Origin of the sequence: Streptomyces sp. NBC_00775, assembly GCF_036347135.1 — a bacterium.
GTDB lineage: Bacteria > Actinomycetota > Actinomycetes > Streptomycetales > Streptomycetaceae > Streptomyces > Streptomyces lutosisoli.
The window spans coordinates 1,257,267-1,282,699 of record NZ_CP108938.1; the positions used below are offsets into that span (position 1 = coordinate 1,257,267).

Sequence of the window (25,433 nt, forward strand, 5' to 3'; positions counted from 1 at the left end):
TCGACCATGGCTCTCACTCAGTCGGACATCGACGTCGAGATCAAGGATCTCCAGGACGCCTACGACAAGGCGGTCGCCGGCGGCGCGCCGGTCCAGCACCACCCCGCGCGCGACTACGCCCCGTACCGCAGCTCGCTGCTGCGCCACCCCAAGCAGCCGCTGATCGCGGTGAGCGGCGGAGACCCGGAGACGGTCGAGCTGTCGGGTCCGGTGTTCGGTGTCACCGACATCACCGAGCACGACAACAACCTGACGCTCCAGCACCGGGGCGAGCCGATCGGCGAGCGCATGACCGTCTCCGGCAGGCTGCTCGACCGCGACGGCCGTCCCGTGCGCGGCCAGCTCGTCGAGATCTGGCAGGCCAACGCCGCCGGCCGCTACGCCCATCTGCGCGAACAGCACCCGGCGCCGCTCGACCCCAACTTCACCGGCGTGGGACGCACCCTGACGGATGATCATGGCCGGTACACGTTCACCACGATCAAGCCGGGCCCGTACCCGTGGGGCAACCACACCAACGCGTGGCGGCCCGCGCACATCCACTTCTCGGTCTTCGGCACGGCGTTCACGCAGCGGCTGATCACGCAGATGTACTTCCCCAGCGACCCGCTTTTCCAGTACGACCCGATTCTGCAGTCCGTGACGGACCGGGCGGCACGCGACCGGCTGATCGCCACCTACCACCACGACCTCTCCCAGCCCGAGTTCTCCATGGGCTACGAATGGGACATCGTTCTCGACGGTCCCTCCGCCACCTGGATCGAGGAAGGCCGTTGAGCATGACCGAGCGGTTGCTGCCCACCCCGTCCCACACCATCGGCCCCTTCTACGGCCACGCGCTCCCCTTCCCCGGAGGCGGCGAGGTCGCGCCGCAGGGCCGCACCGACACAATCACCCTGCACGGATACGTGTTCGACGGCGCGGGCACACCGATCCCCGACGCCCTGCTGGACTTCTGGCAGGCGGCGCCCGACGGCTCACTGAAGGGCGCCCCCGGCTCGATGCGCCGTGACCCGTCGACCGGCGGCTTCATCGGCCGCAACGGCGTCGACTTCACCGGCTTCGGGCGGGTCGCCACCGACGCCGACGGGCACTACGCGCTGCACACCCTGCCGCCGGGCAACGCCGGGCTGCCGTACATCAGCGTGTGTGTGTTCGCGCGCGGTCTGGTGCACCACCTCTTCACCCGCGCCTACCTCGCCGACGGCGCCGACCCGCTGCTCGACTCACTTCCGGCCGACCGGCGCGCCACGCTGATCGCGGCCGAGGGGGCGAACCGCACGTACCGTTTCGACATCCGCCTTCAGGGCGAAGGCGAAACGGTCTTCCTGGAGTTCCAGTGACAGCTGTCGACCCCATCGGTTGTGACGCCGGCCTGCTCGCCCCCGGGTGGGCCGGTTCCCCGGCGTCGTCCGCGACGAGCGACGCCGCGTATCTGCGGGCGCTGCTCGACGCCGAGGCCGCGCTGACCCGCGCCCAGGCGTCGCTGGGGCTGGCCCCTGCCGAGGCCGCGTCGGCGGTGACCTCGGCGGCCGACGTCGCCGGCTTCGACGTCGCGGCGATCGCGCTGCGTGCGCGAGGCGGCGGCAACCCCGTGATTCCGCTGGTCGCGGATCTGACGGCCGCGGTCGGCACGGAGTACGGCCCGTACGTCCACCGGGGCGCGACGAGCCAGGACATCATGGACTCGGCGGCCATGCTGGTCGCCGCGAGCACGCTCGATCTGGTCCTGGCGGACCTCGACCGCACGGAGCGGGCACTGGCCCGGCTCGCGGCGGACCACCGGGACACGGTGATGCCGGGCCGGACGCTGACCCAGCACGCCGTGCCGACGACCTTCGGGCTGAAGGCGGCGGGATGGCGGTCGCTCGTCCTGGACGCCCGCGACCGAGTGTCCGCCGTGCGCGGCTCGCTGCCCGCCCAACTCGGCGGGGCCGCAGGCACGTTGGCGGCCTTCACCGTCTTCGGGGCGACCGACCCCCAGGCCCTGACCGCCGCGTACGCCCGTGAACTGGGCCTCGCCGAGCCGGTGTTGCCCTGGCACACCCTCCGTACACCGATCGCCGACCTGGCCGGAGCACTGGCGTTCACCGCCGGAGCGCTGGGCAGGACCGCCGTCGACGTGCTCACCCTCGCCCGCACCGAGATCGCGGAGGTGGCCGAAGGCTCCGGTGGCGGATCGTCCGCGATGCCGCACAAGGCGAATCCGGTGCGGGCCACCCTCGTGGCCGCCGCGGCCCGGCGGGCGCCACAGCTCGCGGCCACGCTGTACGGAGCGATGGCGGCCGAGGACGAGCGTCCGGCCGGTGCCTGGCACGCCGAGTGGGAGCCGCTGCGCGACCTGCTGAGGCTGGTCGGCGGCGCGGCGCGCGACGCCGCCGAGCTGACGGAGGGCCTTCAGGTGAACGCGGACACCATGCGGGAACACCTCGGCCTCACCCATGGGCTGATCGTCTCCGAGCGGCTGGCCGCCGAGCTGGCTCCCGTGCTCGGCCGGGCCCGTGCCAAGGAGTTGCTGACGCGGGCCGCGCGGCGCGCCGTCGCCGGGAACCGGCCCCTCGTGGAGGTGCTCGGTGAGGAGCCGGAGCTCAAGGAGCTCGACCTCGCGGACCTCACCGATCCCACCCGCTACACGGGCTCCGCAGGAGTCCTCACCGACCGTGCTCTGGAGCGACGTTGACCCAGAAACTGCTCAATCACCGCGCCGAGGGTTCCGCCGCCGCTGCCCCGCTGCTCCTCGGGCCCTCGCTCGGCACGTCGTACGCCCTGTGGGACAAGGTCGCGCCCGAACTGTCCGTGACCCACCAGGTGATCCGCTGGGACCTGCCGGGGCACGGCGGCACCCCGCCGGACCTGATCGGTCCCGGTGCGACCGTCGCCGACCTCGGCGAGCTGGTGCTCGAACTCGCCGACTACCTGGGCATCGAGCGGTTCGCGTACGCGGGAGTCTCGCTCGGCGGTGCGGTGGGTCTGCATCTCGCCGCGCACCACCCGGAGCGGGTGTCGTCCCTGGCCGTCGTCTGCTCGTCGGCCCACTTCAACGGCTCGAAGCCGTGGGAGGAGCGGGCCGCGCTGGTCCGCCGCGAGGGACTGGCCGCGCTCGCCGAGAACGCGAACGCCCGTTGGTTCACACCCGGTTTCACCGTGCCGCGGCTGGTCGAGGACCACCGCACCACGGACCCCGGGGCGTACGCCGCCTGCTGCGACGCTCTCGCCGCCTTCGACCTCCGGGACCGGCTGTCGTCGATCAGCGCGCCGACCCTGCTGATCGCGGGCCGCGAGGACCCCGCGACGCCGCCCGCGCATCTGCGCGAGATCGCGGACGCGGTGCCCGGCGCCTCGCTCACCGAGATCGCGGGCGCCTCGCACCTGGCGCCGGCGGAGCGCCCGGAGGCCGTACTCGCCGCGCTGCGCGGGCATTTCGACGGGTACGCGCTGCGGGGTATGGAGGTACGCCGTCAGGTGCTGGGCGACGAGCACGTGGACCGCGCGCAGGCTCGCCAGTCCCCCTTCACCTCCCGTTTCCAGGACTTCATCTCGCGCTACGCGTGGGGCGAGATCTGGACGGATCCGACCCTGGCGCGCCGTGAGCGCAGCATGATCACGCTGACGGCACTGGTGGCGCACGGCCACTACGACGAGTTGGCGATGCACGTCCGCGCGGCACGGCGCAACGGTCTCACGCCCGAGGAGATCGGCGCGGTGCTGCTGCAGACGGCCGTGTACTGCGGTGTCCCGGCGGCCAATTCGGCCTTCGCGGTGGCCCAGCGGGTACTGGCCGAGGAGGAGGCACAGGGGGCCTGACCACGGCCCGACCGTGAGGGTGACCCTGCCAGAGGTAGTGACAACAGCACCTCGTACGAGCGGTCACGGCGTGCCTAGGGTGGCAGGAGATCCTCTGCGGTGGCAGGAGATCCTCTGCGAACCCTGCGAACGGAGCTCCCGTGCCCACTGTCCTGATCACCGGCGCCACCTCCGGCCTCGGCCGTCACATCGCCTTCGAGCTGGTCCGCTCCGGATACGTCGTCCTCGCGCACGGGCGCGACCGCGGGCGGACGGACCGGCTGGTGGCGGAGCTGCGGGCGGAGGGCGGCGAGGCCCACGGGTTCGTCGCCGATCTGGCCTCGCTGGCGCGGGTGCGGCGGCTCGCCGAGGAGGTCGCCGCCGCGCACCCCCGTCTCGACGTGCTGGTCAACAACGCGGGAGTGGGCGCGGGGCCGCGTGGTGCGGGGCGTGAGGTGAGCGCCGACGGTCACGAACTGCGGCTCGCGGTGAACTATCTCGCGCCGGTGGCCCTCACCCGGGCGCTCCTGCCCACGCTCCGCGCGAGCGCCCCCTCCCGCGTCGTCAACGTCGGCTCGGCCGGCCAGGAGCCCCTGGACTTCGACGACCCGGAACTCATCCGGGGCTACGGCGGCGTATCGGCGTACTGCCGCAGCAAGTTCGCGCTGGCGGCACATACGTTCGCGCTGGCCGAGGAGTTGGCGGGGAGCGGTGTCTCGGTGAACGTCCTGCACCCCGCGACCTACATGGACACGGCGATGGTCCGCGAGGCCGGTGTCAGCCCCTGGTCCACCGTCGCGGACGGCGCCGCCGCTGTACTCGCCCTGGTGACACAGGAGTCGGGCACCGGCGGGTACTTCGACGGCACGAGTCCCGCGAGGGCGCACACGGAGGCGTACGACCGCGATGTCCGCAAGCGGCTGGAGGCGACGACGGATCAGCTCCTGAGCTCCTGGACCCAGCCGCCCGGCTAGAGGTTCGCCAGCGCCTCCCTCGCCTGTACCACCAGCCCGTCGGCCCCGCACGAACGCGCCAGCGTCAGGCCCTTGTTGAGCTCCGACGCCGAGCGGGAGACGATGCCGTGCTCGATGCGGGCCGCCGCGTGTTCGTACTGACAGGGGGAGGCTTCCAGGTAGGTGACCGCCTGGGCGGCCAGCCGTACCGCGCGCTGGCCCGATTCGAGGGCCGCTGCGCAGCGGAGAGCCTCGCCGATGGCCGTGTCGGTCCCGAAGCGCTCGGCCTGGCGGCGGGCATCGGCGGCCAGGGCGGCCGCGCGCGCCGGGTCCTCCGTGGCGAGGGCCCGGGCGAGGTCGACCGACCAGGGGGCGAGCACCGTGTTGTGGTGACCGCGGGCGGTGGCGGCCTTCTCGGCTGCCTCCAGTTCGTTGATGCCGTCCTTCGTGCGGCCGGCGGCGATCAGCAGACGGCCGCGTACGGAACGGGTGTCCGGGAGGACGATCGTGGACGGATACGGCGGTGCGAAGCCGTAGCGTTCGGCGATCTCCGCGGCCTCCTGGACATGGCCGCGGGCGAGCAGCGTGTCGATGAGACCGCAGGTCGCGGACCAGTACAGGGGCAGTCCGCGCCCGACCCGCTCGGCGAGGCGCAGCGATTCGCGCTGGTAGCTCTCCGCATCGATGAGGCGGCCCCGTCTGCGGTGCGCGAGGCCGAGGTAGGCGTTGGCCAGGGAGAGATGGCCGCCGCTCCAGCCGGCCTTCACATAGGCGTGCAGGCCCTCGCTGAACAGGCTCTCGGCCCGGTCGAGCCGGTCGGCGTAGGCGTACGCGCTGCCGAGCATCAGCAGGAGTTCGACGCCCCACTCGGTGTCGGTCCAGCCGAGTCCGGGTGCGAGACGGCCGTTGACGAGGGCGCGGTCGCAGAGCTCGACGACCTCCTCGGCGTTCTCACCGCGTGTCATCGCGTCGAAGCCGCGCAGTATGAGCAGCGCGCGCTCGGAGTTGTCCCGTCCGGTACAGGTCCTGGCGAGTTCGGCGAGACCACGGGAGTTGCCGGAGCGCTCCTCGCCCGCGTGGATGGCCTCCCACATGTAGTGCACGGCCTGCAGCCGCATCCGGGCGGGACCCGGTTCGAGCCGGGCGACCTCCGCGTCGACGGTGCGGACGGCCTCGTCCACCTGGTCGTTGTGGAGCAGCGCCTGGGAGAGCCGGAACACGGCGTCCACGCGCGTGGCGTCATCCAGGCCGGGCCTTTCGAGCGCGGCGCGCAGATGGCCGATCGTCGTGGAGGGCGCGGTCAGGAGCGTGGCGCAGCCCAGTTCGTAGAGCACGCGGGCGTGGACCTCGGGCAGCGGGGGCTCGGCCAGTGCCCGCTCCAGGCAGCGCCTGGCCGCGTCGGGGGCGCCGACGGCGAGGTGTTCGCGGGCGGCCTCGCGCATCTGCTCGACGAGCTCGGGGTCGTCGTCCGGATGGACTTCGAGGAGATGGCGGGAGGCCGCGGCGGAGCCGCGCCCGGACTCGGTGACCGCCCACGCGGCCTGGCCGTGCATCGCGGTGCGCAGGGCGTCCGGGATCGAACGGTAGACCGCGGTGGCGATCAGCGGGTGCACGAACTCCAGGTCGCCGTCGGGCACTTGACCGTTCACGGGCTCGGACCTGGTCAGGATGCGGGCGGCGCCCAGCAGTTCGGCGCAGCGCTGGGCCTCGTCGTCCTGCATGCCGGCGAGTTGAGCGGCCACGTCGAGGGAGATGCCGGTACCGAGGATCGCGGCCGCCCAGGCGAACCTGGTGGCATCGATGCCGAGTCCTTCGAGGCGGGCGACGAGTCCGCGACCGCGGGCCGAGCGGTTGAGCGCGCGCAGTTCGGCGGCCGATCCCTCGCCCGGCTCCAGCTCGCTGTCCTGCACCTTGGCGAGCAGCTCGACGGTCTCGTACGGATTGCCGCCGGTGACCGCCCACACCTCGCGGCAGAACGGCGCGTCGGCGTGCTCCCCGAGCGTGGCGCGGGTCAGCCCGGCGGCCGCGGCCGGTGTGAGCGCGTTCAGCGTGGCGACCGGGCGGGCCGTGGCGGCGACCGCGTCGAGCAGCCGGGCGCTGTCGCCGCTGACCCCGCCGGGGCGGCGGGCCACCACGACGAGGACGGACAAATCGTCGAGACGCTCGGCGAACGCGGCGAGCCAGCGCAGGGTCTCCTGGTCGGCCCAGTGTGCGTCGTCGATGAGCAGCACGAGCGGCCAGTCCCGCTTGGCGAGCCGCCGCACCGCGGCGACCAGCCCGTCACAGACGCCCTGCGGGTCGGGTTGCCGGTCACCCGGTTCCGTTATACCGAGGGCGGGGCCGGCGATGTCGTACCAGTCGCCCAGGTATTCGCGTGCTTCCTCAGGCAGCAGCGAGACGAGCGCGGGCTGCAGCAGCTGCCGTACGACATTGAAGGGGACGGACGTGACGGTCTCACCTCCGCGTGCCGACCACACGGCGCAGCCGCTGCTCTCCGCGATCCGGCGTGCCTCGGCCAGGAGCGCGGTCTTGCCGAGGCCCGCCTCGCCACTGAGTACCAGCAGGCTTCCCGAGGACGCGGAGTCCGCGCGCAGCGCGGCGATCGCCTCCTTGAGTGTGGCGACTTCCTCGTCGCGCTCCCACAGGGAAGCCGAGGCGACCACCCCGGGCCGTACCTCCGTCATCCCGCTACCTCCCCAGGTCGCCCAAACGACGTACTGGAAACGAGCGTAGCCCCCGGGAAGGCACAGTGGAGGCCGCTCCGGGCAGCAGTTGCCGAGATGAGTGACAGTGAGGTCGCGGAGGCGACGCGGCGAGGCGCCGACCAGCCCGTGTGAAAGTTATTGACAGTCAACAACCCTCGAAATGAAGCTAACTTTCCCCCATCAGTCTCCGCCGCCGGCCGGGACCGCCCGGCCCCGGCACACCCCGGGAGGAACCGGCATGAGCGCCCCCGCGCACGACACGGACCTGCGCGCCGCCCGGTCCGGGCACTCCCGAAGAGCCCTGCTCGCGGGCTCCGTGGGCAACCTCATCGAGTGGTACGAGTTCGGGGTCTACGGCTACTTCGCGACGGTCATCGCGGCGCGCTTCTTCACCCCGGAGGGCGGCAGCGAGGTCGAGGGCCTGGTGAAGACGTACGCGTCCTTCGCACTGGCGTTCTTCTTCCGGCCCGTGGGTGCCGCGCTGTTCGGCCGGCTCGGCGACCGGATCGGGCGGCGTCCGGTGCTGATCCTGGTCATCGTCCTGATGACGGCCGCGACGACTCTGATCGGCGCACTGCCCACCTACGCCACCGCCGGCGCCCTCGCCCCCTGGCTGCTCACCTTCCTCCGGGTGCTCCAAGGGCTGTCCGCGGGCGGGGAGTTCGGGGGTGCGGTCTCGGTGATGACGGAGTTCGCGCCGCCGGGCAGGCGCGGACTGTACGGGTCGTGGCAGTCGTTCACGGTGGCGCTGGGACTGCTCGGCGGTGCGGGGGTCGCCGCACTGCTGGCCACGCTGCTCAGCCCCCAGGAGCTCGAAGCGTGGGGGTGGCGAGTGCCGTTCCTGCTGACGCTGCCGCTCGGCCTCGGTGCGCTGTGGCTGCGCCTGAGACTGGCGGAGACGCCCGCTTTCACCAGCGAGTTCGAGCGCGAGCGTCCGCCCGGCCGCGAGCTGGCCAGGGCGATCGCTCTCGGTGCCGGGCGCGTCATGGGCTGGGCGGCGGCCGGTTACACGTTCCTGGTCGTGCTCCCCGCGTACCTCCAGAGCACGCTCGACGCCTCCTTCCAGCAGGCGCTGCTCGCCACGGTCCTCGCCAACCTCGGCTTCGCGGCAACCATCATCCCGGCGGGACTGCTCAGCGACCGGATCGGGCGGCGTCCCGTGATGCTCACGGGAGCCGTTCTCGTCACCCTGCTGGCGGTCCCGCTGCTCAATCTCCTTCAGGACAGCGGAACTTCGAACGCCGTGAAGGGCGTCGCCGTCTTCGTGGCGGGTGCCGTCGTCGGACTGATGGCGGGGCCCGGTCCGGCGATGCTCTCCGAGATGTTCCCGACGAGTGTCCGGTACACGGGCCTGGGACTCGCCTACGCCCTGTCCAATGCCGTGTTCTCGGGCTGCGCGGGGCTCATCATCACGGAGACCATCAAGCGGACCGGGAGCGTGGACATCCCCGCGTACTACGCGGCGGCGACGTGCGCGGTGAGCGCGCTGGCACTGTCCACGCTCCGTACGGAGAAAGGGAGTTGAGAAGGTGCGGGTGATCGGCCTGATGTCCGGCACGTCGTACGACGCCATCGACGCGGCGGCCGCCGAGCTGGCCCTCGACGGCGACAGCCTCGTGCTGCGGCCGCTCGGGCTCGTCAGCGAGACGTACGACGACGGACTGCGTGACACGCTCGCGGCGGCACTGCCCCCGGCCCTGACGAGCCTGGCCGAGGTGTGCCGCCTGGACACCCTCATCGGACAGGCCTTCGCGGCGGCCGCCGTCCGGGCCGACCGCGAACTGTGCGACGGACAGGGCGAGTTGGTCGCCTCGCACGGCCAGACGGTCTACCACTGGGCGCAGGACGGGCAGGTGCGCGGAACCCTCCAGCTCGGGCAGCCCGCCTGGATCGCCGAGGCGACCGGGCTGCCGGTGGTCGCCGACTTCCGCCCGCGGGACATCGCCGCGGGCGGCCAGGGAGCACCGCTGGTGAGCCTGGTCGACCTGCTGTGGCTGCGCGGCAGGCCGGGGACGCCGGTGGCGCTGAACCTCGGCGGCATCGCCAACCTCACCGCGCCGGACGGTACCGCCTTCGACACCGGGCCCGCGTGCGCGCTGCTCGACGCGGCGACGCGGGGACTGAGCGGAGGACGCCTGCACTACGACGTGGACGGGGCCCTGGCCGCCCGCGGCACGGTGCACGAGCCGTTGCTGCAGCGCCTGCTCGCGGAGCCGTACTACGCGCTGCCCGCGCCCAAGACGACCGGCAAGGAGCTGTTCCATCTCGGCTATCTGCGGGACGCGTTGGCGGGTTTCGGGACGCTGACCGCCGAGGACGTCATCGCGACCCTCACCCGGCTCACCGCCCGGACGGTCGCGGACGCCGTACGCGCGGTGCGGGCCACGGAGGTGATCGCCTCCGGTGGCGGCACCCGCAATCCCGTCCTCATGGCGATGCTGGGCGCGGAGCTTCCCGGGGTGGCGCTGCGCACCTCCGACGCGTTGGGGCTGCCCTCGGACGCCAAGGAGGCGTACGCCTTCGCCGTGCTGGGTTTTCTGACGCTGCACGGCCTCGCGGGCACCGATCCGGCGAGCACCGGGGCCCGGCATCCCAGCGTGCTCGGGTCGATCACCCCGGGCCGGGACGGGCTGCGGGTGCCACCGCGGGCGGACCGGGCACCCGTACGGCTCGTGCTGAAGTGAGCTGAAGTGGACCGCCGGGGAACCCTCTCATCCGCCTTTCACCCAGGGCTCATACGGTGGGCACCATGACGCAGGTGACTCCTCCCGGCTGGTATCCCGACCCCGGGCAGACAGATGACGCTCCCGCCACCGAACGCTGGTGGGACGGTAAGGCATGGACGGACCAGACCCGCCCCGTCGGGTCGGCCGCCCCATGGGGTCCCCCGGCGCACGCGCCGGCCGCCGGACCGTATCCGGCCCTTCCCCCGGGCTCGCCGCGGCGCGGACTGCGCACCGGCATAGCCGTCGCCGCGGCGATCGCGGTCCTCGCGGGCATCGGCGGCGGTGTGTACGCGCTGACCAAGGACGACGGCAACGGCGGCAACAGCGCCAACGCGCAGAGCCCCGGCGGCTTCAACGGCCAGGGCGGACCGGGTGGCGGACAGGGCGGCTCAGGTGCACCGAGCGGCGCACCGAGCGGTGCACCGAGCGGCGCTCCCGGCGGCTCGGGTGGCTCCGGCGGCTCCGACGGGCAGACCCCGGCGCCCGGTCAGTCGGCACAGCCGCAGGCCGAGGAGGGTTACGCCACCGACGCGCTCAGCGGCGTCAGCATCCCGGTGCCCGACGGCTGGACCGGCCAGGACGGCACGACCGGCGCCGTGATCGCCACCAAGGACACCTACAAGTGCCCCGGTGACACGTCGGAGAAGTGCCAGCGGGGCGGCGCCTACTCGGCCCCCGCGACGTTGCAGGGCCTGAAGTCCACCACGGCGGAGGCGGCGGCCAAGGAGGACATCTCCAAGAACGCCACGGAGTCGTACGGCAAGGGCTACGGCACGATCTCCTCGCACACCGAGCTCGCCTCCAAGGCGGTCACCGTGGCAGGTGAGAAGGGCTACCTGGTGCGCTGGAAGGTCGTGACGAGCAAGGGCGACGACGGCTACGTCGAATCGCTCGTCTTCCCCTCCCCCGCCGACTCCAAGACGCTCGTCGTCGTCCGCTTCGGTGTCGACGTCAGCTCCAAGGCGCCCAAGCAGTCGGTGATCGACACGATCACCAAGGGCATCAAGGTCGCGTCGGGAGCCAGCGGCAACGGGCAGAACGTGTAGCCCGTCCACACATCCGGTCCGGAGACCCCGGACCGGCACAGGGAGCCCGGACATAAATCGGCCGGGTGGGGCGCCCCTCCGCTCAAGGGGAACCCCACCCGGCCGGGGGGTGCGCGCCGCCCCCGTCCCCACGGTGCGGCGCGTTACAGGCCGACGTCCGGTCATCCCGCGGACGGCGACCTGAGTCTTAAGTCAGGCCGAGCAGTCTCATTTCAGGCCCAGTGCCGGCAGCACGACCGCCTCCACGAACTGTGTGAGATACGCCGCATCCGCGTACTGGCCCTCCAGCACGGGGCGCACGCGCACTACGCCGAACAGCTGCGCGGGGATGAACTCCAGCGCCGGATGGTCGGCGGCGATCTCACCTCGGTCGACGGCGCGGGCGATGATCTCCTTGACCGCGGCGATCTCGGGCTCGACGAGCGCGTCGCGCAGCGCCTCCTGGAGTTCCCTGTCCTGCATCACGGCATGGCCGAGCGCCTGGAGGAGCTGGGTGTCGCGGCCCGACCAGTCGCCCGCGGCCCGCGCCGCCGCGCGCAGGTCCCCGGCGAGCGAGCCGGTGTCGATCCCCGCGAACCGCGGACAGCGGTTGGCGCGCAGCGCGGCGGCCACGAACTGGGGTTTCGTCTTCCACTGGCGGTAGAGCGTGGACTTGCTGCAGCGCGTGCTCGTGGCCACGCCCTCCATGGTCAGCGCCTCGTAACCGCATTCGCGGATCTGTGCGAGCACGGCGTCGTAGAACTCCTGCTCACGCTCAGGCGTGATTTTGGAGCGGCGCGAGGCGACGACCGTCTCCGGTCCGTCCGCAGCCTGCGACGTCATGGCTCTTCTCCTCGCTGAATCCGGCTCGTGTGGTGGCCTGCTTCACACAGTCTAATCGATACGCCAGTGTACCGGTACGGATCCGTATCGGTACACTGGCGTATCGGTACACTGTCGTATCGATGAGCCTTGGACAGGATCTACGTTTCTGTCGAGTGGATCCTGTCCTGGGCTCACCGCGCATCACCCCACGCAAGACCGTCAGCAAGGGGGCCGGGGGATGGATTCCCGAACCGAGCCTGCAGAATCCGCGTCAGAGTCCGCTTCAGAACCGGAGCCGCCCGACGCGGCCATACAAGCGGCGGCGTCTCGCGACGCCGCCGCGAAAACGCACACGTCGGACACCACGGCACGCCCGCCGCTCGTGCGGGAGCTTCTGCTCGTCGTCGGGCTCTTCGCCGTCTACAAGGTCGGCCGGCAACTGGCCACCGGCCACACCGCCGAGGCCTTCGGCAACGCGCACAAGGTGTGGGACCTGGAGCGGGCCGTGCACCTGCCGGGCGAGGGCGCCGTGCAGACCGCGCTGCTGCACAGCGACACCCTGGTGCACATCGCGAACACCTACTACGCGACCGTTCACTTCCCGGCCACCGCGGCCTTCCTGATCTGGCTGTACCTGCGGCGCCCGGCCCACTACGTCTGGGCCCGCCGGGTCCTCGCCGTGGTCACCGCCGCCGCCCTGGTGGGCCACCTCACCTTCCCGCTCGCACCACCGCGGCTGCTCGCCGAGGCGGGTCTCATCGACACCGGACAGGTGTACGGGCCCACGGTGTACGGGGCGCACCCGGCGACCGACTCGATGGCGAACCAGTTCGCCGCGATGCCGTCGCTGCACTTCGGCTGGGCGCTGATGGTCGCGATCGGCCTGATCGCGGCGACGAAGTCCCGGTGGCGCCGGCTGTGGCTGCTGCATCCACTGCTCACCCTGGTGGTGATCGTCGGCACCGCGAACCACTACTGGCTCGACGCGATCGTCGCGACCGCCCTGCTCGGCATCGCGCTCGCCGTGATCCACCTGCCGCACCGGACGGTGACGACCGCGGGCCGGGTCCAGGAGCGCGCCGAGATCCCCGTGCAGGAAGTGCCGGAACTCGTGGGGGCGGGACGATGAGCGCCACTCTCGCCGCCGTCGTCCTGTCACTGTTCTCGGCCGTCGCGTACGCCGCCGCGGCCGTCGCGCAGGAACGGCTCGCCTCCCGGTCGCCCGGCTCGGGCACGCTGGCGATGCTGGCCAGGGGGGCCTGGTGGTGGTCGGTCGCGCTGAACGCGTCCGCCGCGCTGCTGCATGTCGCCGCGCTCAAGTACGGCACGCTCACGCTGGTGCAGCCGCTCGGCGCGCTCACCCTGGTCGCCGCCGTGCCCCTGGGCGCGCGAGTCGCCGGACGGCGGGTCAGCGCGGTCGAGTGGCGCGGGACGGCGCTCACACTGATCGGCCTCGCCGCACTGCTCGTCACGGCGTCCGGGCCCGCGCCCGACGACGTGCTGACGGTGCCGCAGGCGCTCGCCGTCGCCGGCACGACCGCCATGCTGATCGGCGGCCTGTCCCGGCCGGGAACGCGGCCGGGACTGCGGCACGCGACCGCCTCCGGGTTCGCCTCGGGGGTCGCCTCGGCACTCACACAGACCGTGACGGTGGCCGCGACGGACCGCTCGGATTCGCTGCTGAGCGCCCAAGTGGTCGTGGTGGCACTGCTCGTGGCGGCCTTCGCGGCCGGCGGACTGCTGCTGTCGCAGACCGCGTACCAGGGCGGGCTCGGCGCCCCGCTCGCCGTCGTGACGCTCGCCAACCCGGTCGCCGCCGTGGTGATCGGCCTGTCGCTGCTCGGCGAACGCCTTCAGGGCGGCGCGGCGGGCGTGCTGCTGGCGCTCGTGGGAGCGGGGATCGCCGCGTGGGGCGTGGTGACGCTGTCACGGTCGACGCCCGATCCCGACCCTCTACCCCTGGCCATGCCCCAGACCCTGGTGGACGACGACCACCCGGTCGCCGCGGTGCTGGCACTGGACGCGGGATCGGCGACGTACGAACCCTCGTTGGTGCCCAAGCAGCCCAACTCGGGGCACCTGACGTCCCTCTAGGGCAAGCGGCCGGCGTCCCGCCGGGGAGAAAGCAAGAAGGGCGGCCGCGGAGATCCGCGACCGCCCTTCCTCATGTCACCGTCATCCCAGTCCGCGGGAGTCCTGCTTGAGCGCCGTGTCGACGGTCAGCGCCGTCGCCACGACGAGGCTCAGCAGGGGCTCGGGGAGCTGGAAGTGGATCTGCAGAACGTAGTTGTCCGCAGTGGTGAACATCGTCTTGGCGAGGCCTTCCCAGGTCTTGGTGATCCGGGCGACCTCGTTGTCCGCGTGGTCGACGATCGCGAAGTTCCACGCCCGCCAGTTCTCCGCCTTGATCGCGCCGACCTGCTGGCCGTTGACGTTCATGGCGAAGTTGATCTTGCCGATCATGTTCTGCTGGACGATCTCGCCGACGGGCGATCCGTCCGGACGCGACACGATGACCCGCGACTTGAGGAACTTCGCGGGGCGGGTCAGCAGCAGCTGCGGCTGGCCGTGGGCGTCCCGGATCTCCAGCTTGTGGGTCATGAACTGGTCGAGGCTGGAGACGAAGCGCAGGATCTTCTTGAACACACCCTGCCCGACCTCGGTGACCGAGCCGAGCTGGTTGCCGTTCTGATCCATGACCTTGTACTCGTTGGTCACCTCGATCAGCTTGGCCTTCTGGTTCACCACCAGGACCGGCTCGGTGAACAGAGTGCCGCCGCCGACGCCACTGGGCGCGACCCCGGCCTGCTGCTGCACCTGACGCTGCACGCGCTGGTCGGGGGCCGGGGCGGGCTGCTGGGCGTACGCCTGCTGGGGCTGCTGGGCCTGGTGCGGTACCTGCGGCGCGCCCTGGGCCTGCTGGTCCGCATTCGTGTGGTCGGTCCACTGAGATCCGTCCCAGTAGCGCAACGTCTGGGGCGCCCCGTGCGGATCCGGGTACCAACCTGCAGGAGTGTTCGAATGCGTGGTCACCGGGGCACACTACCGTGAGATGGCTGGAAAACAACCGGTAGTTGGGTAACCATCAGGCGCTGACGATCGCCGGGTCGCTCACACCGGGCAGACCGTTCTCGACATGTCCGGCGAACCGGCGCAAGAAGCCCGCATCCGCGTCGGACACGACGGTCAGGTCGTACCAGCGCCTGCTCGCCCGCAGTTCGACCGTGTGCCGCACGGTCGCGCCCGCCCGCACCTTGAACGACTGCGGCTTTGCGCCATAGCCGTCGGTGAGCTTGAGGTGGACCGTGCCGGAGCCCTTGTTGGTGAAGGTCAGCTCCACATCGCTCCCGACGTGCCGCGCGGTGACCTCGGGGCCGGCCGCCTTGCCGGGGCCCTTGAAGGTGCGCAGGAAGCCGTTCGGTCCGTGCACGGTGAGGTCGTACGAGCCGTTCGAGTACGCCGAGTTCCAGGTGTCCGAGACCGTTTTGCCCGCCTCGGTGGTGTATGTCCAGGGCCCGTCGGTGCGGTTGCCGGAGGTGACGAGGAACGCGGCACCCGCCTTGGCGCCGGAGCCGAAGGTGAGCGTGAACGTACCGGCGGCGGTGTCCGCCGAACCGTCCACCAGGGGCGCGTACTTCAGCGGGCGGGCCGGGCGCGAGCCGCGCTCCTGCTTGGGCAGGACGGGGTTGGCCGGCGGGGTCGGCACATAGCTGGGGTGGCGGTCGTGGTCCGGCGGCTGATAGCCGTCGGTGTCCGGCAGCGCGACCGGCTTGGTGTCCTTGCGCGCGAAGTCGAAGGCCGAGCTGAGGTCGCCGCTGATCGCGCGCCGCCAGGGCGAGATGTTGGGCTCGTGCACGCCGAAGCGGCGCTCCATGAACCGGATGATCGAGGTGTGGTCGAGCGTCTCGGAGCAGACGTAACCACCCTTGCTCCAGGGCGAGACGACAAGCATCGGCACCCGCTGGCCGAGCCCGTACGGTCCGGCCGCGCGGCTCGCGTCGCCCTGGTAGAGGTCCGGGCCGACGTCGACGGTGGACTTGCCCTGCGCGGCGGACTGCGGCGGGAACGGCGGCACAAGGTGGTCGAAGAAGCCGTCGTTCTCGTCGTACGTGATGAACAGCGCCGTCTTGCTCCACACCTCGGGGTCGGAGGTCAGCGCGTCCAGGACCTGGGCGATGTACCAGGCGCCGTAGTTGGCGGGCCAGTTGGGGTGCTCGGTGAACGCCTCGGGTGCGACGACCCAGGAGACCTTGGGCAGCTTCCTGCCCTGCACATCGGCCTTCAGCTGGTCGAAGAAGCCCTCACCCTTGCGGGCGTCGGTGCCGGTGCGGGCCTTGTCGTACAGCGGGTCGCCCGGCTTGGCGTTGCGGTACTGGTTGAAGTACAGCAGCGAGTTGTCGCCGTAGTTGCCGCGGTACGCGTCCGAGATCCAGCCCCAGGAGCCGTTCGCGTCGAGCCCGTCGCCGACGTCCTGGTAGATCTTCCAGGAGACCCCGGCCGCCTCCAGCCGCTCCGGGTACGTCGTCCAGTCGTAGCCCACCTCGTCGTTGCCGAGGACGGGCCCACCACCCTTGCCGTCGTTGCCCGTGTAGCCCGTCCACATGTAGTAGCGGTTCGGGTCGGTGGAGCCGATGAACGAGCAGTGGTAGGCGTCGCAGATGGTGAAGGCGTCGGCGAGCGCGTAGTGGAACGGGATGTCCTCGCGCGTCAGGTACGCCATCGTCGTCGACGACTTGGCGGGCACCCATTTGTCATACTTACCCTTGTTGAAGGCGGTGTGTCCGTCGCTCCAGCCGTGCGGGAGGTCCTGGATGAACTGCATGCCCAGGTTGTCCGCCTCGGGCCGGAAGGGGAGCACGTCCTTGGTGCCGTCCGACTGGTACCAGACCGACTTGTCGCCCGACGTCGTGGCCGGACGCGGGTCGCCGAAGCCGCGGACGCCTCTCAGCGAGCCGAAGTAGTGATCGAAGGAACGGTTCTCCTGCATCAGGACGACGATGTGCTCGACGTCGTCGATGGTGCCGGAACGGTGGTTGGCCGGGAGCGCGGCGGCGCGCTCGATGCTGTTGGCCAGTGCGGTGAACGCCGCGGTGCCGCCGGCGAGTTGGAGGAATCGGCGCCGATTCACTTGAGGCATGGGTGAGTGACCTCTTGTCCTGACGGGCCCGGTCGGCCGGATGGTGAGGGAACGTGCGCGGTTGGAGTGTTCCAAGAGCACCAAACGTCAGGGAAGGGTCCTGTGGCCCCCATGTGAAACTCGGCGGTACGTGAGACGAACGGTTTCGGACGGATCGTCAGCCGACGGCCGATCGGAAGGGCTACGGGCCTGCCCCGGGCGAGCGCGCGCCCCGTTCGCACCCTGGAATCCGCGTTCCCGTTGGGGCCCTGTCGGTGGACAGCTCCGGTTCCCACCAGGTCGGCGCATGACCGGCGCGCTCGCGCGGGCTGTGTGAGAGCACCTATCCGGACGCCGCCTCCGTCTCGGCCACCTGTCGCGACCGCGGCCGGAGGCGGAGACCACCGCCCTGTTCGGACCCTGCGCGCCGGCGCGCGGCCAGTGTCCAGCCGACGGCGACGACCGCGGCCGACGCGAGGGTGGCCAGCATCAGCGTGGTGTGGGATCCGGCGCTGTCGGCCGCCCGGGCGACCGGGTTGGGCGCGCCGAGCCGGTCGGCCAGCCAGCCGACGGCCGCCGTGCCGGTGAGCAGCGCGCCGCCCACCCGCAGCGCGGGCTGTATCCGCAGCCGCGCGATCACCAGCAGGGTGGGCAGGGCCAGACAGACCAGCAGGAGCTGGACCAGTTCGATGCCCAGGTTGAAGCCGAGGAGGCTGGACACGAGCTGTCCGGTGGACAGATGCATCTCGGCCAGCACGAAGGAGAACGCCATGCCGTGGCCGAGGCCGAAGACTCCGGCCACGACCGCTTCCCGGCCCGGGAACAGGGGGCGGATGGCGTGTACGGCTCCGACGAGGATGCTGGCGGCGATGAACGCCTCGACCGGCCGGCCGGGGATCTCCAGGCGGCCGAGGGCGGTGGCGGCCAGCGCGACGGAGTGGCCGACGGTGAAGGCGAGCGTGATACGACCGATGCGCCCGAGCGCGGTGCGGGCGCCGACCAGGCCTTCCCAGCGTCGCCCGGTGGCCAGCAGCGGTGCGGGCAGTAGCAGGATGAGCAGGAACAGCAGATGGTCGGTGCCGGTGAGGATGTGGTCGCCGCCGAGTTCGACCATGGCGACGAAACCGCGCCAGGCGCTGCCCTTGCCGAGGTCGACGGTCAGCGGCGGGACGGTCATGTGCCGGATGTCGAGACGGATGGTGCCGACCTGGGTGGCGCCGTCGCCGGTGACCCGGCCGGCCGCCCAGTCCTGTCGTACCGACACCAGCGTGACGTGGGTGACGACCTGATGGACGATCACGTCGTAGTCGAGCGTGAAGTGCCGTACGTCGGCGCCGGCCGGCGGGGTGAGCACGGCCTTGGCGACCAGCTCGCGGTACGGGCCGGTGGAGGTCTGCTGGGTCCGGCTGAGGCTCAGCGCGCCGATGCTGACCTGCCACGCCTCGCCCTTGAGCGTGGTCGGGCGGATGTGCTTGCCGAGGTAGGTGCGGATGGCCGTGGCCTTGGCGGGCAGGGCCGAAGCTTCGGTGTCGGCCAGATCGATCCCGCTGGCCGTGGCGAAGTCGCCGACCGGCAGTTCCAGCCTCGCGGTGACGGAGGCCTTGTACACGTCGAGCTGGACCACTGAGTGCGGCATCGGATGCGCGGCGGCCGGCGACGCCCCGAGAAGGAGCGCCGCCGGTACCGCGATCGCGATCCCGGCCACCAGGCGAAGTGCGGTGGTCAGCCAGTTTCGCGGTCGGGTCATGAGAAGGAGAACTCGCTGCCGTAGTCGCGGGTGTGGTCGCGGTACACGGTGTGGTAGTGGATCTGGTCCCGGTACACGACGCCGTTCTGGCAGACGAACTCGATCCACACGCCGGGGCCGTCGATGCGCACGTAGTCGCCCTGGGTGTCCAGGCCGGTGCCGCCGGAGTAGGCGATGTAGGTCTCGTTCAGCTCACGCTCGTACGTCTTCATGAGCTTCTTCGCGGTGGCGTCGTCCACGTTGGCGACCCAGGGGTGGATCGCCTTCAGGACCAGCTTCTTCTGCTGGGGCGACAGCGAGCTGGCCTTGATGCCTTCCTTGGTCTCCGGGAACTGGCCGTCCTCACCCGGGCCGAGGAGCACGTCGCTGAACGACTCGGACAGCTTGGCGGTGGCCAGCTGTTCCGTGCTCAGGCTGCTGGTCAGCGCGAGCAGGCCGTTGCGCTGCTTCTCCAGCGGCGAGTACGTGGTGCCGTCGTCGTCGGTCCAGGTGGTCGGCTCGACTCCGATGAAGAACGGGCTGGCGCCGGCCACCTTGCCCTTCTTGTACGTCTCGTTGACGGCGAGGTGGTGGCCGCCGAAGTGCAGCTGCCAGGTTCCGTCCGCCGAGGGGGTGCCCAGGAACGCCAGGAAGTAGACGCCGCTGCCGTAGCCGCCCATGCCGCCGCCTCCGGTGCCGCCGGACGGCGGGGTGCCGGTCGGGACGTCGGTCGGGGCGTCGGTGGCCGTCGAGCTGGGGGTCGCCGTGGCGGACGGGTCCGCCGAGGCCGAGCTCGACGCGCCGTCCGAGGGCGCCGGCCCCGCGGACTCGGTACTGGTGCTCTGTGCCGAGTTGAGCACGTCGTCGGCCTTGATGATCTGCGTGATCTGGTCGTACCCGGTGCCCTTGCCGGACCCCGTGGCCAGCTTCACCACCTTCATGGCGGCGGCCAGCTGAGTGTCCGTCAGGGTGCTGAGCTGGATGCCGGGACGGCAGGTCGAGCCACACGGCAGGTTCGACCACGCCGTGGCGTTCTCCTCGGAGAAGTCCAGCAGGACCTCCGCCTGCTGGTCGGCGTCCAGCGTGTTCAGGAACGCGTTGGCGGCACTGACCACGGCTCCGACGCCGGTGGCGTCCTTGTCGACCGGGCGCTTGACACCTGCCGCCGATGCACCTGTCTGCGTATCCGTCGAGGCATTTGCCACGGCAAAGCCGCCGCCGACCAGCACAATTGCCGTGGCGGCACCGGCTACGCCCCGCCAAGTCCGTCGTGTACGTACTCGACGGGTTCTTTCTCTACTCACGAACCACTCCTTCAATACTGGAATGACGTCCCGGCCCCATGGGAAGCACCCATCAGCCGACTTCAGGGACGCCACATCCGTACAGATAGCGGACATTTCGCATGATTGAAAGGCACGACAGGCACCCGGTCGAGCGCTTCATGCGATTGTTGACAAGATTATCGACACTCTTATCCAAATCTCAACGCCTCGTCAGGTGAACAAAATATTCTTGATCCACACACAGGAAAATGGCGCAAATTCACGGAATTCACTTATGGATTTGACAGGCTGCTCTTATCGCGTGAATAGATTTCCTTGCTATTGCGGATAACCGGCGGGCAGCAGGTCGGGCGAGCCGGGTGGACCCGTGTCGGTCTGGCCGGGTAATGGCTTGTATCCCCAATGGCCATGCCCCGTAGGCGGATTCACAGGAGCCACGCACTTCTACGGCTCCACGGTCGCTGCTTCACTCCCTCGCACACCGCTCGAAGCCGATCGCCCCATGAACAGCCATGGGGCGCAAGGGAGTTATGCATGCCCGAAGTCACCAACCACGCCATGAAGCAGGCCCTCGCGGAGCGCGGCGTGACGATGCGGTCGCGGGTTCGCGCGCTGATCGCCGTCGCGAGCGTCGTCGCGGCACCCTCGCTGCTCGCACCGGCCACCGCCCACGCAGCGACACCGGCCGCGGCGGCCCGGCGGAGGAAGACCGTCGCCTCCGGCGAGACCTGGGAGGTCGCCGCGATCCGTCCGGCTTCGCCCGTCTGTTCCTGCTGCCGGGTGTCGCCCACTGCGGCGGCGGCCAGGGTCCGGACGGCATCGACGCGCTGTCGGCAATCGTCGACTGGGCCACGGCCGGCCAGGCCCCGGACAGCCTCCTCAGCCAGGCCATCGACAGCGTCGGCGGCGGCAAGGTCACCGCCTCCCGGCCCGTCTATCCGTTCCCGTACATCGCGGTGAACACCACCGGCGGTTCGGACGACGACGCATCCAGCTACACGGCCCGGCTGTCCACCGCCGAGCAGAACCTGACCGTCGACTACCTCGGTTCTTTCCGCTCCGGATACGAGACGGTCAGCGGCTGGGTCGACGGCAAGTGGGTGACTCGCCCAGGCAAGAGCTGAGCCCGTCCCGCTCCGCGCGGCCCGTCACGGCGGCGGCCAGGGCGACTTCACCGCCCGGGCCGCCGTACGCCCGTCCGAAGCAGTCCCGCTGGTGATCAATACACCTGGGGCGTCGATCGCGACTCGGCCAGTCGACGCAGCAGGTCCCTGCTGGCCATGGCGATCAGCGGGGGCACGTCGAGGTCGTCGAGCATGTCGGCGGCAGCCTGCATTTCCACGGTCCGGCGTAGGGCGTGCCGGTGACTGCCCTCGACCAGCCGGTCCAGGGTCGCGGCGCTCGCGCGGGTCAGTTCGTCGGCGATGTTCTCGCGCAGCCAGTCCTCGCAGCCCGCGGCCCGGGCCGCTTCGAGAGCCTCGACGACGGCCGCCGCCAGGCCCTTGTAGAACACACTGCGCAGCAGCTTGCGTTCGGCGGCCGGCCCTGCCGGTCCGTCGAGGACGTCGGCTCGCGCGCCGAGCGGGCGGAGCATCTCGGCGTAGCGGCGGGCTCCGGGTCCGGAGACGAGCATCGGCGTCCACAGGCCCCTTCCGGGCACGGTCGCCATCAAGGACACGTCGACGAAGTCGATCCCGGCCTCCCCGTCGATCACGCCGAGCCGGCGCTTCACTCCGGGAGAGGCGGTGTTGAGGTCGGCCCAGAGACAGCCGGGAGGCGTTCCGGCGAGGGCCGCTCGGAGGGCGTCCACGGCGGCCGAGGCGCTGTTGACGCTCAGCACGAGGTCACTGCCCCGGGCCGCCTCCGCCTCGCTGACCGTGTCCATCACACCAGGGGGCGCCGGGACCTTCGGGTCGTAGCCGCGTACGCGTGCGCCCGCGGCCACCAGATCGCCCGCGATGGCGCCGCCCGCCTCTCCCAGGCCGAGTACGGCGATACGGGGGCCCTGGACGGGAGTGGAACCCACGGGTGCTCCCCCTCTCACGTTCGTTCAGCCGAGGCCGGGAGCCGATCCTTCCCTGGTAGTGCCGCCCTGCCCTGTCCGACGGGGCGGACAGGGCAGGCAAGTTCAGCCGCGCAGGGAGTGCAGCATGGTGCCGATCTTCGCCGCGACGGTCTCGGCCGCGCCCTGGGCGTACGACGAGTCCATCGCCTCGTAGGTGATCCGGGCATAGCTCTGCGCCTCGGCCATGTTCTTCGAGCCGCCCTCGAGCATCGACATGACGGCGGTGTGCGGGAACGGCGAGTGCTTCTTGATGGCCAGCGCGGTGTCGGTGGACAGCTCCGGTTCCACCCCCACGAACGCGCCGTTTCCGACCTGGAGGATCCAGATGGGTACGTCGGTCGTGCCGGTCGGGGTGAAGTCGTACGTCTTCGTCGGTCCCGTCGGGTGTCCACTCGTCATCGTGGCGACCGTGACGGAGTCGGTGAGGAGGCGCACCGTCGAGCCCGAATCGCCGCCGGAGGTCTTGATGGTCTCGCTGACCCGGACGGCTTCGGTCCCGAGGCGCTCGCCCTGCACCGTGAGAAGCAGCCAGCCGGCGTCCTGGGCATCGACCTGGGACCACTTCTTGTCCTTGTCGATGGTGTAGCGCTTCGACCTGAACGCCGGTGACTGGTCGCCGCAGGAGCCGACCAGAAAGAAGCCGACGACATCGCCGTCGTACTGCTTCTCCAGGTGCTGCACCGCCGCGCCCGCCAGGTCTGCGGTGATGGGCAGGTCGCCGTTGGCCATGACCGACTCCATCATGACCGAGGACTGGACGCTGTAGTTCATGAGGATGGCGATCGGGTTGCCGTCGAGGTCGTCGAAGCGGGTCACTCCCACGCTCTTGTCCGACGAGCCCCTCTCGCCGGTGCCGAGCCACCAGCCGTCGGCCGTGAGGACGTCCCGGTTGACGTTCACATCGCACTCGCCGGTCCCGAACCCGACCCGCGCCGGTTGCAGTCCCGCGACCGCCGCCGTGATCGCGGTCGATGTGGCCTGCGTGATCTGCTGCACGTACTGCGCCGCCGCCGTCGAGGAGCCGACCGCCTGCACGTGCGGGGCGGAGAACGTGTGCGTCACGGTCACGACGATGTCGGCCGCCGCCACGCCGGACGCCTTCGCGATGGTCGTCCGCATCGCGGCGATCGCCTCCGCGCTGATCGACGTCAGGTCCAGCACGGCGAGAGCGACGCGGCGCGAGCCGTTCTCCAGCAGGAGGATCCGTACGTAGAGGTCGTCGTGGACCGTGGTGAAGCCGTCGAGCGGCAGGAGCGAGGACGGGATGTCGATCGCCGCCCGGCCGGCCCCCGCCTTCAGCCCCGTACTCGTGGCGGCGTCCGCCGTCGTGGCACCCCCGAGGGACGTCGCCGCCACCGCCGCCGCAATCGAGCCACCCAGGAACGAGCGCCGGTGCAGCGGGCTGCCGAGCCGAATGTTCTCGTTCTCATTCTTGGGAACCACAGATTTCTCCTTCGGATTCAAGAACACATAGTCAGACTTCGGCGAATTTCCGACATCGAATTTCCGCCATCGACAAAGCGAGAGAAATGCCTGATCAGGCCACATCCGCCGGACCGCGGGCAAGCGACGGACGGATCAGGCGGCGCCAGGATCGTCACACCGCAATTCGACGTCGTCAACAATTGCGGCGCGTTATCTAAGATTGCACGCCGCGAATGCATGCACACGACCAGGAAACTTCTGCGTAACCTGTGAAATCAGGGCTTTTTCTTGAATCGCTTCACAGAATTGGGCGGGACAGTGGAACCCGGCAGCCCCGCAACCCACTCTCGAAGGAGCTCACCTTCATGGACAGGCGTACGTTCATGGCCGGATCCGCAACTGCGACAGCCGGCGCCCTGGCGGTGTTCGGCAGCGCGACCCCCAGCTCAGCCGAAGAGGCGCGCGGGACGGGCTCGGGGGGTGACCACGTGCGGAGCGTCACCGCCATCACGCAGGTCTTCGGCGCCGGGCAGAAGCTCGTCGCGGTGGCGGTCGAGTACGACAGGGACATCGACGGTTCGATGCTGTCGACGTCGACGTTCGCGGTCACCGATCGCACCGTGACCAAGGTCTACGCGAACAGGACGGCCGACCTCGCGCAGCGGGGCAGGGCCGGCCGCTACGTCATCGTGGAGCTGTCGCCGGACGACACGGCGGCGGCCCTGTGGGTGACACAGCAGGGTTCCGGCACGCCTCCCACCGACGGTTCCGGCAGCGGGTCGGGCGATTCCGGCGGCGGGGTCGGGGCGGGGGGCCCGAAGGTCGGCGACACCACGCCGGGCGGAACCATCGTCGCGGCGAAGGCCACGCTGACCCAGACGGACACCGTCACCACGACCCGCGGCACCCGCTACGCCGCGGACAGCACGGAGCTGACCACCGACGCGGTGGTGAACCTGATCGTCGACGACTTCCAGCAGTTCTCGTTCGCCGACCCGGCGACCGGGCAGACCCTGAAGTACAACCTGTTCGTCCCGAAGGACTATGACCCCCGCAGGCGCTATCCGCTCGTCCTGTTCATGCACGACGCGAGTGTGGTCAACGTGGCGACGGAAGGCCCCCTGGTCCAGGGCCTCGGCGCCGTGTGCTGGGCGAGCCCGGAGGACCAGGCCCGGCACGAGTCCTTCGTCCTGGCCCCTGAGTACGGCTCCGTGGTGATCGACGACAACTACGAGCCGTCGACGCTGTTCGACGCCACCGCCAACCTCGTCGAGTCGGTGACGCAGCAGTACAGCATCGACCGGAACCGGCTCTACACGACCGGGCAGTCGATGGGAGCGATGATGTCGCTCGGGCTGAACATCAAGTACCCCGACCTGTTCGCGGCCGCGTTCATCGTCGCCGGGCAGTGGCCGGAAACCCAGGCCGCGCCCCTGGCCCAGAAGAAGCTGTGGATCCTCGTCTCCGCGGACGACACCAAGGCATACCCGGGTGAGCAGGCCATCACCGAGGTCATCCAGGAGCAGGGCACGCAGGTCAGCACCGCCCTGTGGGACGGCCAGTCCACGGCCGCGGAGTTCGCCGCGGACGTCCGGAGCATGAAGGCACAGCGGACCCCGGTGAACTTCGCCGCCTTCGAGACCGGCACGGTCGTACCGTCCGGCTCCACCACCAGCGCGCACATGGCCACCTGGCAGGTCGCCTACACCATCCCCGGCATCCGTGACTGGATCATGCGCCAGTCCCTGTAAGCCGTCCCTGTAAGCCCCGGCCCGCTCCGGGCGCCGTCGCCCCGACT

The 25,433-nt window shown here is 70.7% G+C and carries 20 protein-coding genes; 12 read left to right on the forward strand and 8 right to left on the reverse strand.

Features of this window, described 5'->3' with window-relative positions; translation table 11 throughout:
• The first annotated feature begins 6 nt into the window (after positions 1-6).
• The 5 genes from pcaH to OIC96_RS05880 all read left to right on the forward strand — a co-directional run bounded on the left by pcaH (position 7) and on the right by OIC96_RS05880 (position 4,757).
• Positions 7-777: a protocatechuate 3,4-dioxygenase subunit beta gene (gene pcaH, locus OIC96_RS05860; RefSeq protein ID WP_330308940.1), complete on the forward strand. Its 771-nt coding sequence runs from the start codon at positions 7-9 to the stop codon at positions 775-777.
• Between the two features lie 2 nt (positions 778-779).
• On the forward strand, positions 780-1,343 hold the full coding sequence (pcaG, locus tag OIC96_RS05865) for a protocatechuate 3,4-dioxygenase subunit alpha (protein WP_330308939.1): 564 nt from the start codon (positions 780-782) through the stop codon (positions 1,341-1,343).
• Positions 1,340-2,680 (forward strand): 3-carboxy-cis,cis-muconate cycloisomerase, encoded by a 1,341-nt coding sequence (pcaB, locus tag OIC96_RS05870; RefSeq protein ID WP_330308938.1) that lies wholly within the window; start codon positions 1,340-1,342, stop codon positions 2,678-2,680. The genes pcaG and pcaB overlap by 4 nt, the downstream gene beginning before the upstream one ends.
• Positions 2,677-3,804 carry a bifunctional 3-oxoadipate enol-lactonase/4-carboxymuconolactone decarboxylase PcaDC gene (gene pcaDC / locus OIC96_RS05875; protein ID WP_330308937.1) on the forward strand — a complete coding sequence of 376 codons (1,128 nt, stop codon included), beginning with the start codon at positions 2,677-2,679 and terminating at the stop codon, positions 3,802-3,804. The genes pcaB and pcaDC overlap by 4 nt, the downstream gene beginning before the upstream one ends.
• A 140-nt stretch (positions 3,805-3,944) precedes the next feature.
• A complete protein-coding gene (locus OIC96_RS05880; protein WP_330308936.1) occupies positions 3,945-4,757 on the forward strand; it encodes an SDR family NAD(P)-dependent oxidoreductase in 813 nt (270 codons plus the stop codon).
• Here OIC96_RS05880 and OIC96_RS05885 read toward each other — a convergent pair.
• A complete protein-coding gene (locus OIC96_RS05885; protein ID WP_330308935.1) occupies positions 4,754-7,420 on the reverse strand; it encodes an ATP-binding protein in 2,667 nt (888 codons plus the stop codon). The genes OIC96_RS05880 and OIC96_RS05885 overlap by 4 nt on opposite strands.
• Before the next feature lie 259 nt (positions 7,421-7,679).
• Between OIC96_RS05885 and OIC96_RS05890 the strand changes: the two genes are divergently transcribed.
• The 3 genes from OIC96_RS05890 to OIC96_RS05900 all read left to right on the forward strand — a co-directional run bounded on the left by OIC96_RS05890 (position 7,680) and on the right by OIC96_RS05900 (position 11,213).
• Complete coding sequence (locus OIC96_RS05890; RefSeq protein WP_330308934.1) at positions 7,680-8,966, forward strand: MFS transporter; 1,287 nt, start codon at positions 7,680-7,682, stop codon at positions 8,964-8,966.
• Between the two features lie 4 nt (positions 8,967-8,970).
• Complete coding sequence (locus OIC96_RS05895) at positions 8,971-10,125, forward strand: anhydro-N-acetylmuramic acid kinase (RefSeq protein WP_330308933.1); 1,155 nt, start codon at positions 8,971-8,973, stop codon at positions 10,123-10,125.
• 65 nt (positions 10,126-10,190) lie between these two features.
• Positions 10,191-11,213, forward strand: coding sequence for a DUF2510 domain-containing protein (locus OIC96_RS05900; protein ID WP_330308932.1), 1,023 nt, complete (start codon positions 10,191-10,193; stop codon positions 11,211-11,213).
• A gap of 207 nt (positions 11,214-11,420) precedes the next feature.
• On the opposite strand, the gene OIC96_RS05905 is transcribed toward OIC96_RS05900, so the two are convergent.
• Positions 11,421-12,035: a TetR/AcrR family transcriptional regulator gene (locus OIC96_RS05905; protein ID WP_330308931.1), complete on the reverse strand. Its 615-nt coding sequence runs from the start codon at positions 12,033-12,035 to the stop codon at positions 11,421-11,423.
• A gap of 220 nt (positions 12,036-12,255) precedes the next feature.
• Between OIC96_RS05905 and OIC96_RS05910 the strand changes: the two genes are divergently transcribed.
• Positions 12,256-13,146 carry a phosphatase PAP2 family protein gene (locus OIC96_RS05910; protein ID WP_406502201.1) on the forward strand — a complete coding sequence of 297 codons (891 nt, stop codon included), beginning with the start codon at positions 12,256-12,258 and terminating at the stop codon, positions 13,144-13,146.
• Entirely contained in the window at positions 13,143-14,111 is a 969-nt protein-coding gene (locus OIC96_RS05915) for a hypothetical protein (RefSeq protein WP_330308929.1), read from the forward strand. The genes OIC96_RS05910 and OIC96_RS05915 overlap by 4 nt, the downstream gene beginning before the upstream one ends.
• Before the next feature lie 81 nt (positions 14,112-14,192).
• Here OIC96_RS05915 and OIC96_RS05920 read toward each other — a convergent pair whose 3' ends face one another.
• The 4 genes from OIC96_RS05920 to OIC96_RS05935 all read right to left on the reverse strand — a co-directional run bounded on the left by OIC96_RS05920 (position 14,193) and on the right by OIC96_RS05935 (position 20,064).
• A complete protein-coding gene (locus OIC96_RS05920) occupies positions 14,193-15,050 on the reverse strand; it encodes a phospholipid scramblase-related protein (protein WP_330308928.1) in 858 nt (285 codons plus the stop codon).
• A 52-nt stretch (positions 15,051-15,102) separates the two neighbouring features.
• Positions 15,103-17,154, reverse strand: coding sequence for a phosphocholine-specific phospholipase C (locus tag OIC96_RS05925; RefSeq protein ID WP_330308927.1), 2,052 nt, complete (start codon positions 17,152-17,154; stop codon positions 15,103-15,105).
• A 322-nt stretch (positions 17,155-17,476) separates the two neighbouring features.
• A complete protein-coding gene (locus OIC96_RS05930) occupies positions 17,477-18,880 on the reverse strand; it encodes a HupE/UreJ family protein (RefSeq protein WP_330308926.1) in 1,404 nt (467 codons plus the stop codon).
• Positions 18,877-20,064, reverse strand: coding sequence for a DUF3500 domain-containing protein (locus tag OIC96_RS05935; RefSeq protein WP_330308925.1), 1,188 nt, complete (start codon positions 20,062-20,064; stop codon positions 18,877-18,879). The genes OIC96_RS05930 and OIC96_RS05935 overlap by 4 nt, the downstream gene beginning before the upstream one ends.
• A gap of 611 nt (positions 20,065-20,675) precedes the next feature.
• Between OIC96_RS05935 and OIC96_RS05940 the strand changes: the two genes are divergently transcribed.
• The gene (locus tag OIC96_RS05940) at positions 20,676-21,269 is read left to right on the forward strand and encodes a tannase/feruloyl esterase family alpha/beta hydrolase (protein ID WP_330308924.1); all 594 of its coding nucleotides are present in this window, start codon (positions 20,676-20,678) and stop codon (positions 21,267-21,269) included.
• A gap of 95 nt (positions 21,270-21,364) precedes the next feature.
• On the opposite strand, the gene OIC96_RS05945 is transcribed toward OIC96_RS05940, so the two are convergent.
• Together OIC96_RS05945 and OIC96_RS05950 are read right to left on the reverse strand one after the other, a co-directional pair.
• Positions 21,365-22,171, reverse strand: a complete 807-nt coding sequence (locus OIC96_RS05945; RefSeq protein WP_330308923.1) for an NAD(P)-dependent oxidoreductase — start codon at positions 22,169-22,171, stop codon at positions 21,365-21,367.
• 102 nt (positions 22,172-22,273) lie between these two features.
• Positions 22,274-23,653 carry a hypothetical protein gene (locus OIC96_RS05950; RefSeq protein ID WP_330308922.1) on the reverse strand — a complete coding sequence of 460 codons (1,380 nt, stop codon included), beginning with the start codon at positions 23,651-23,653 and terminating at the stop codon, positions 22,274-22,276.
• Positions 23,654-24,000: 347 nt separating this feature from the next.
• Between OIC96_RS05950 and OIC96_RS05955 the strand changes: the two genes are divergently transcribed.
• A complete protein-coding gene (locus OIC96_RS05955; protein WP_330308921.1) occupies positions 24,001-25,386 on the forward strand; it encodes an alpha/beta hydrolase-fold protein in 1,386 nt (461 codons plus the stop codon).
• Positions 25,387-25,433 lie beyond the last annotated feature (47 nt).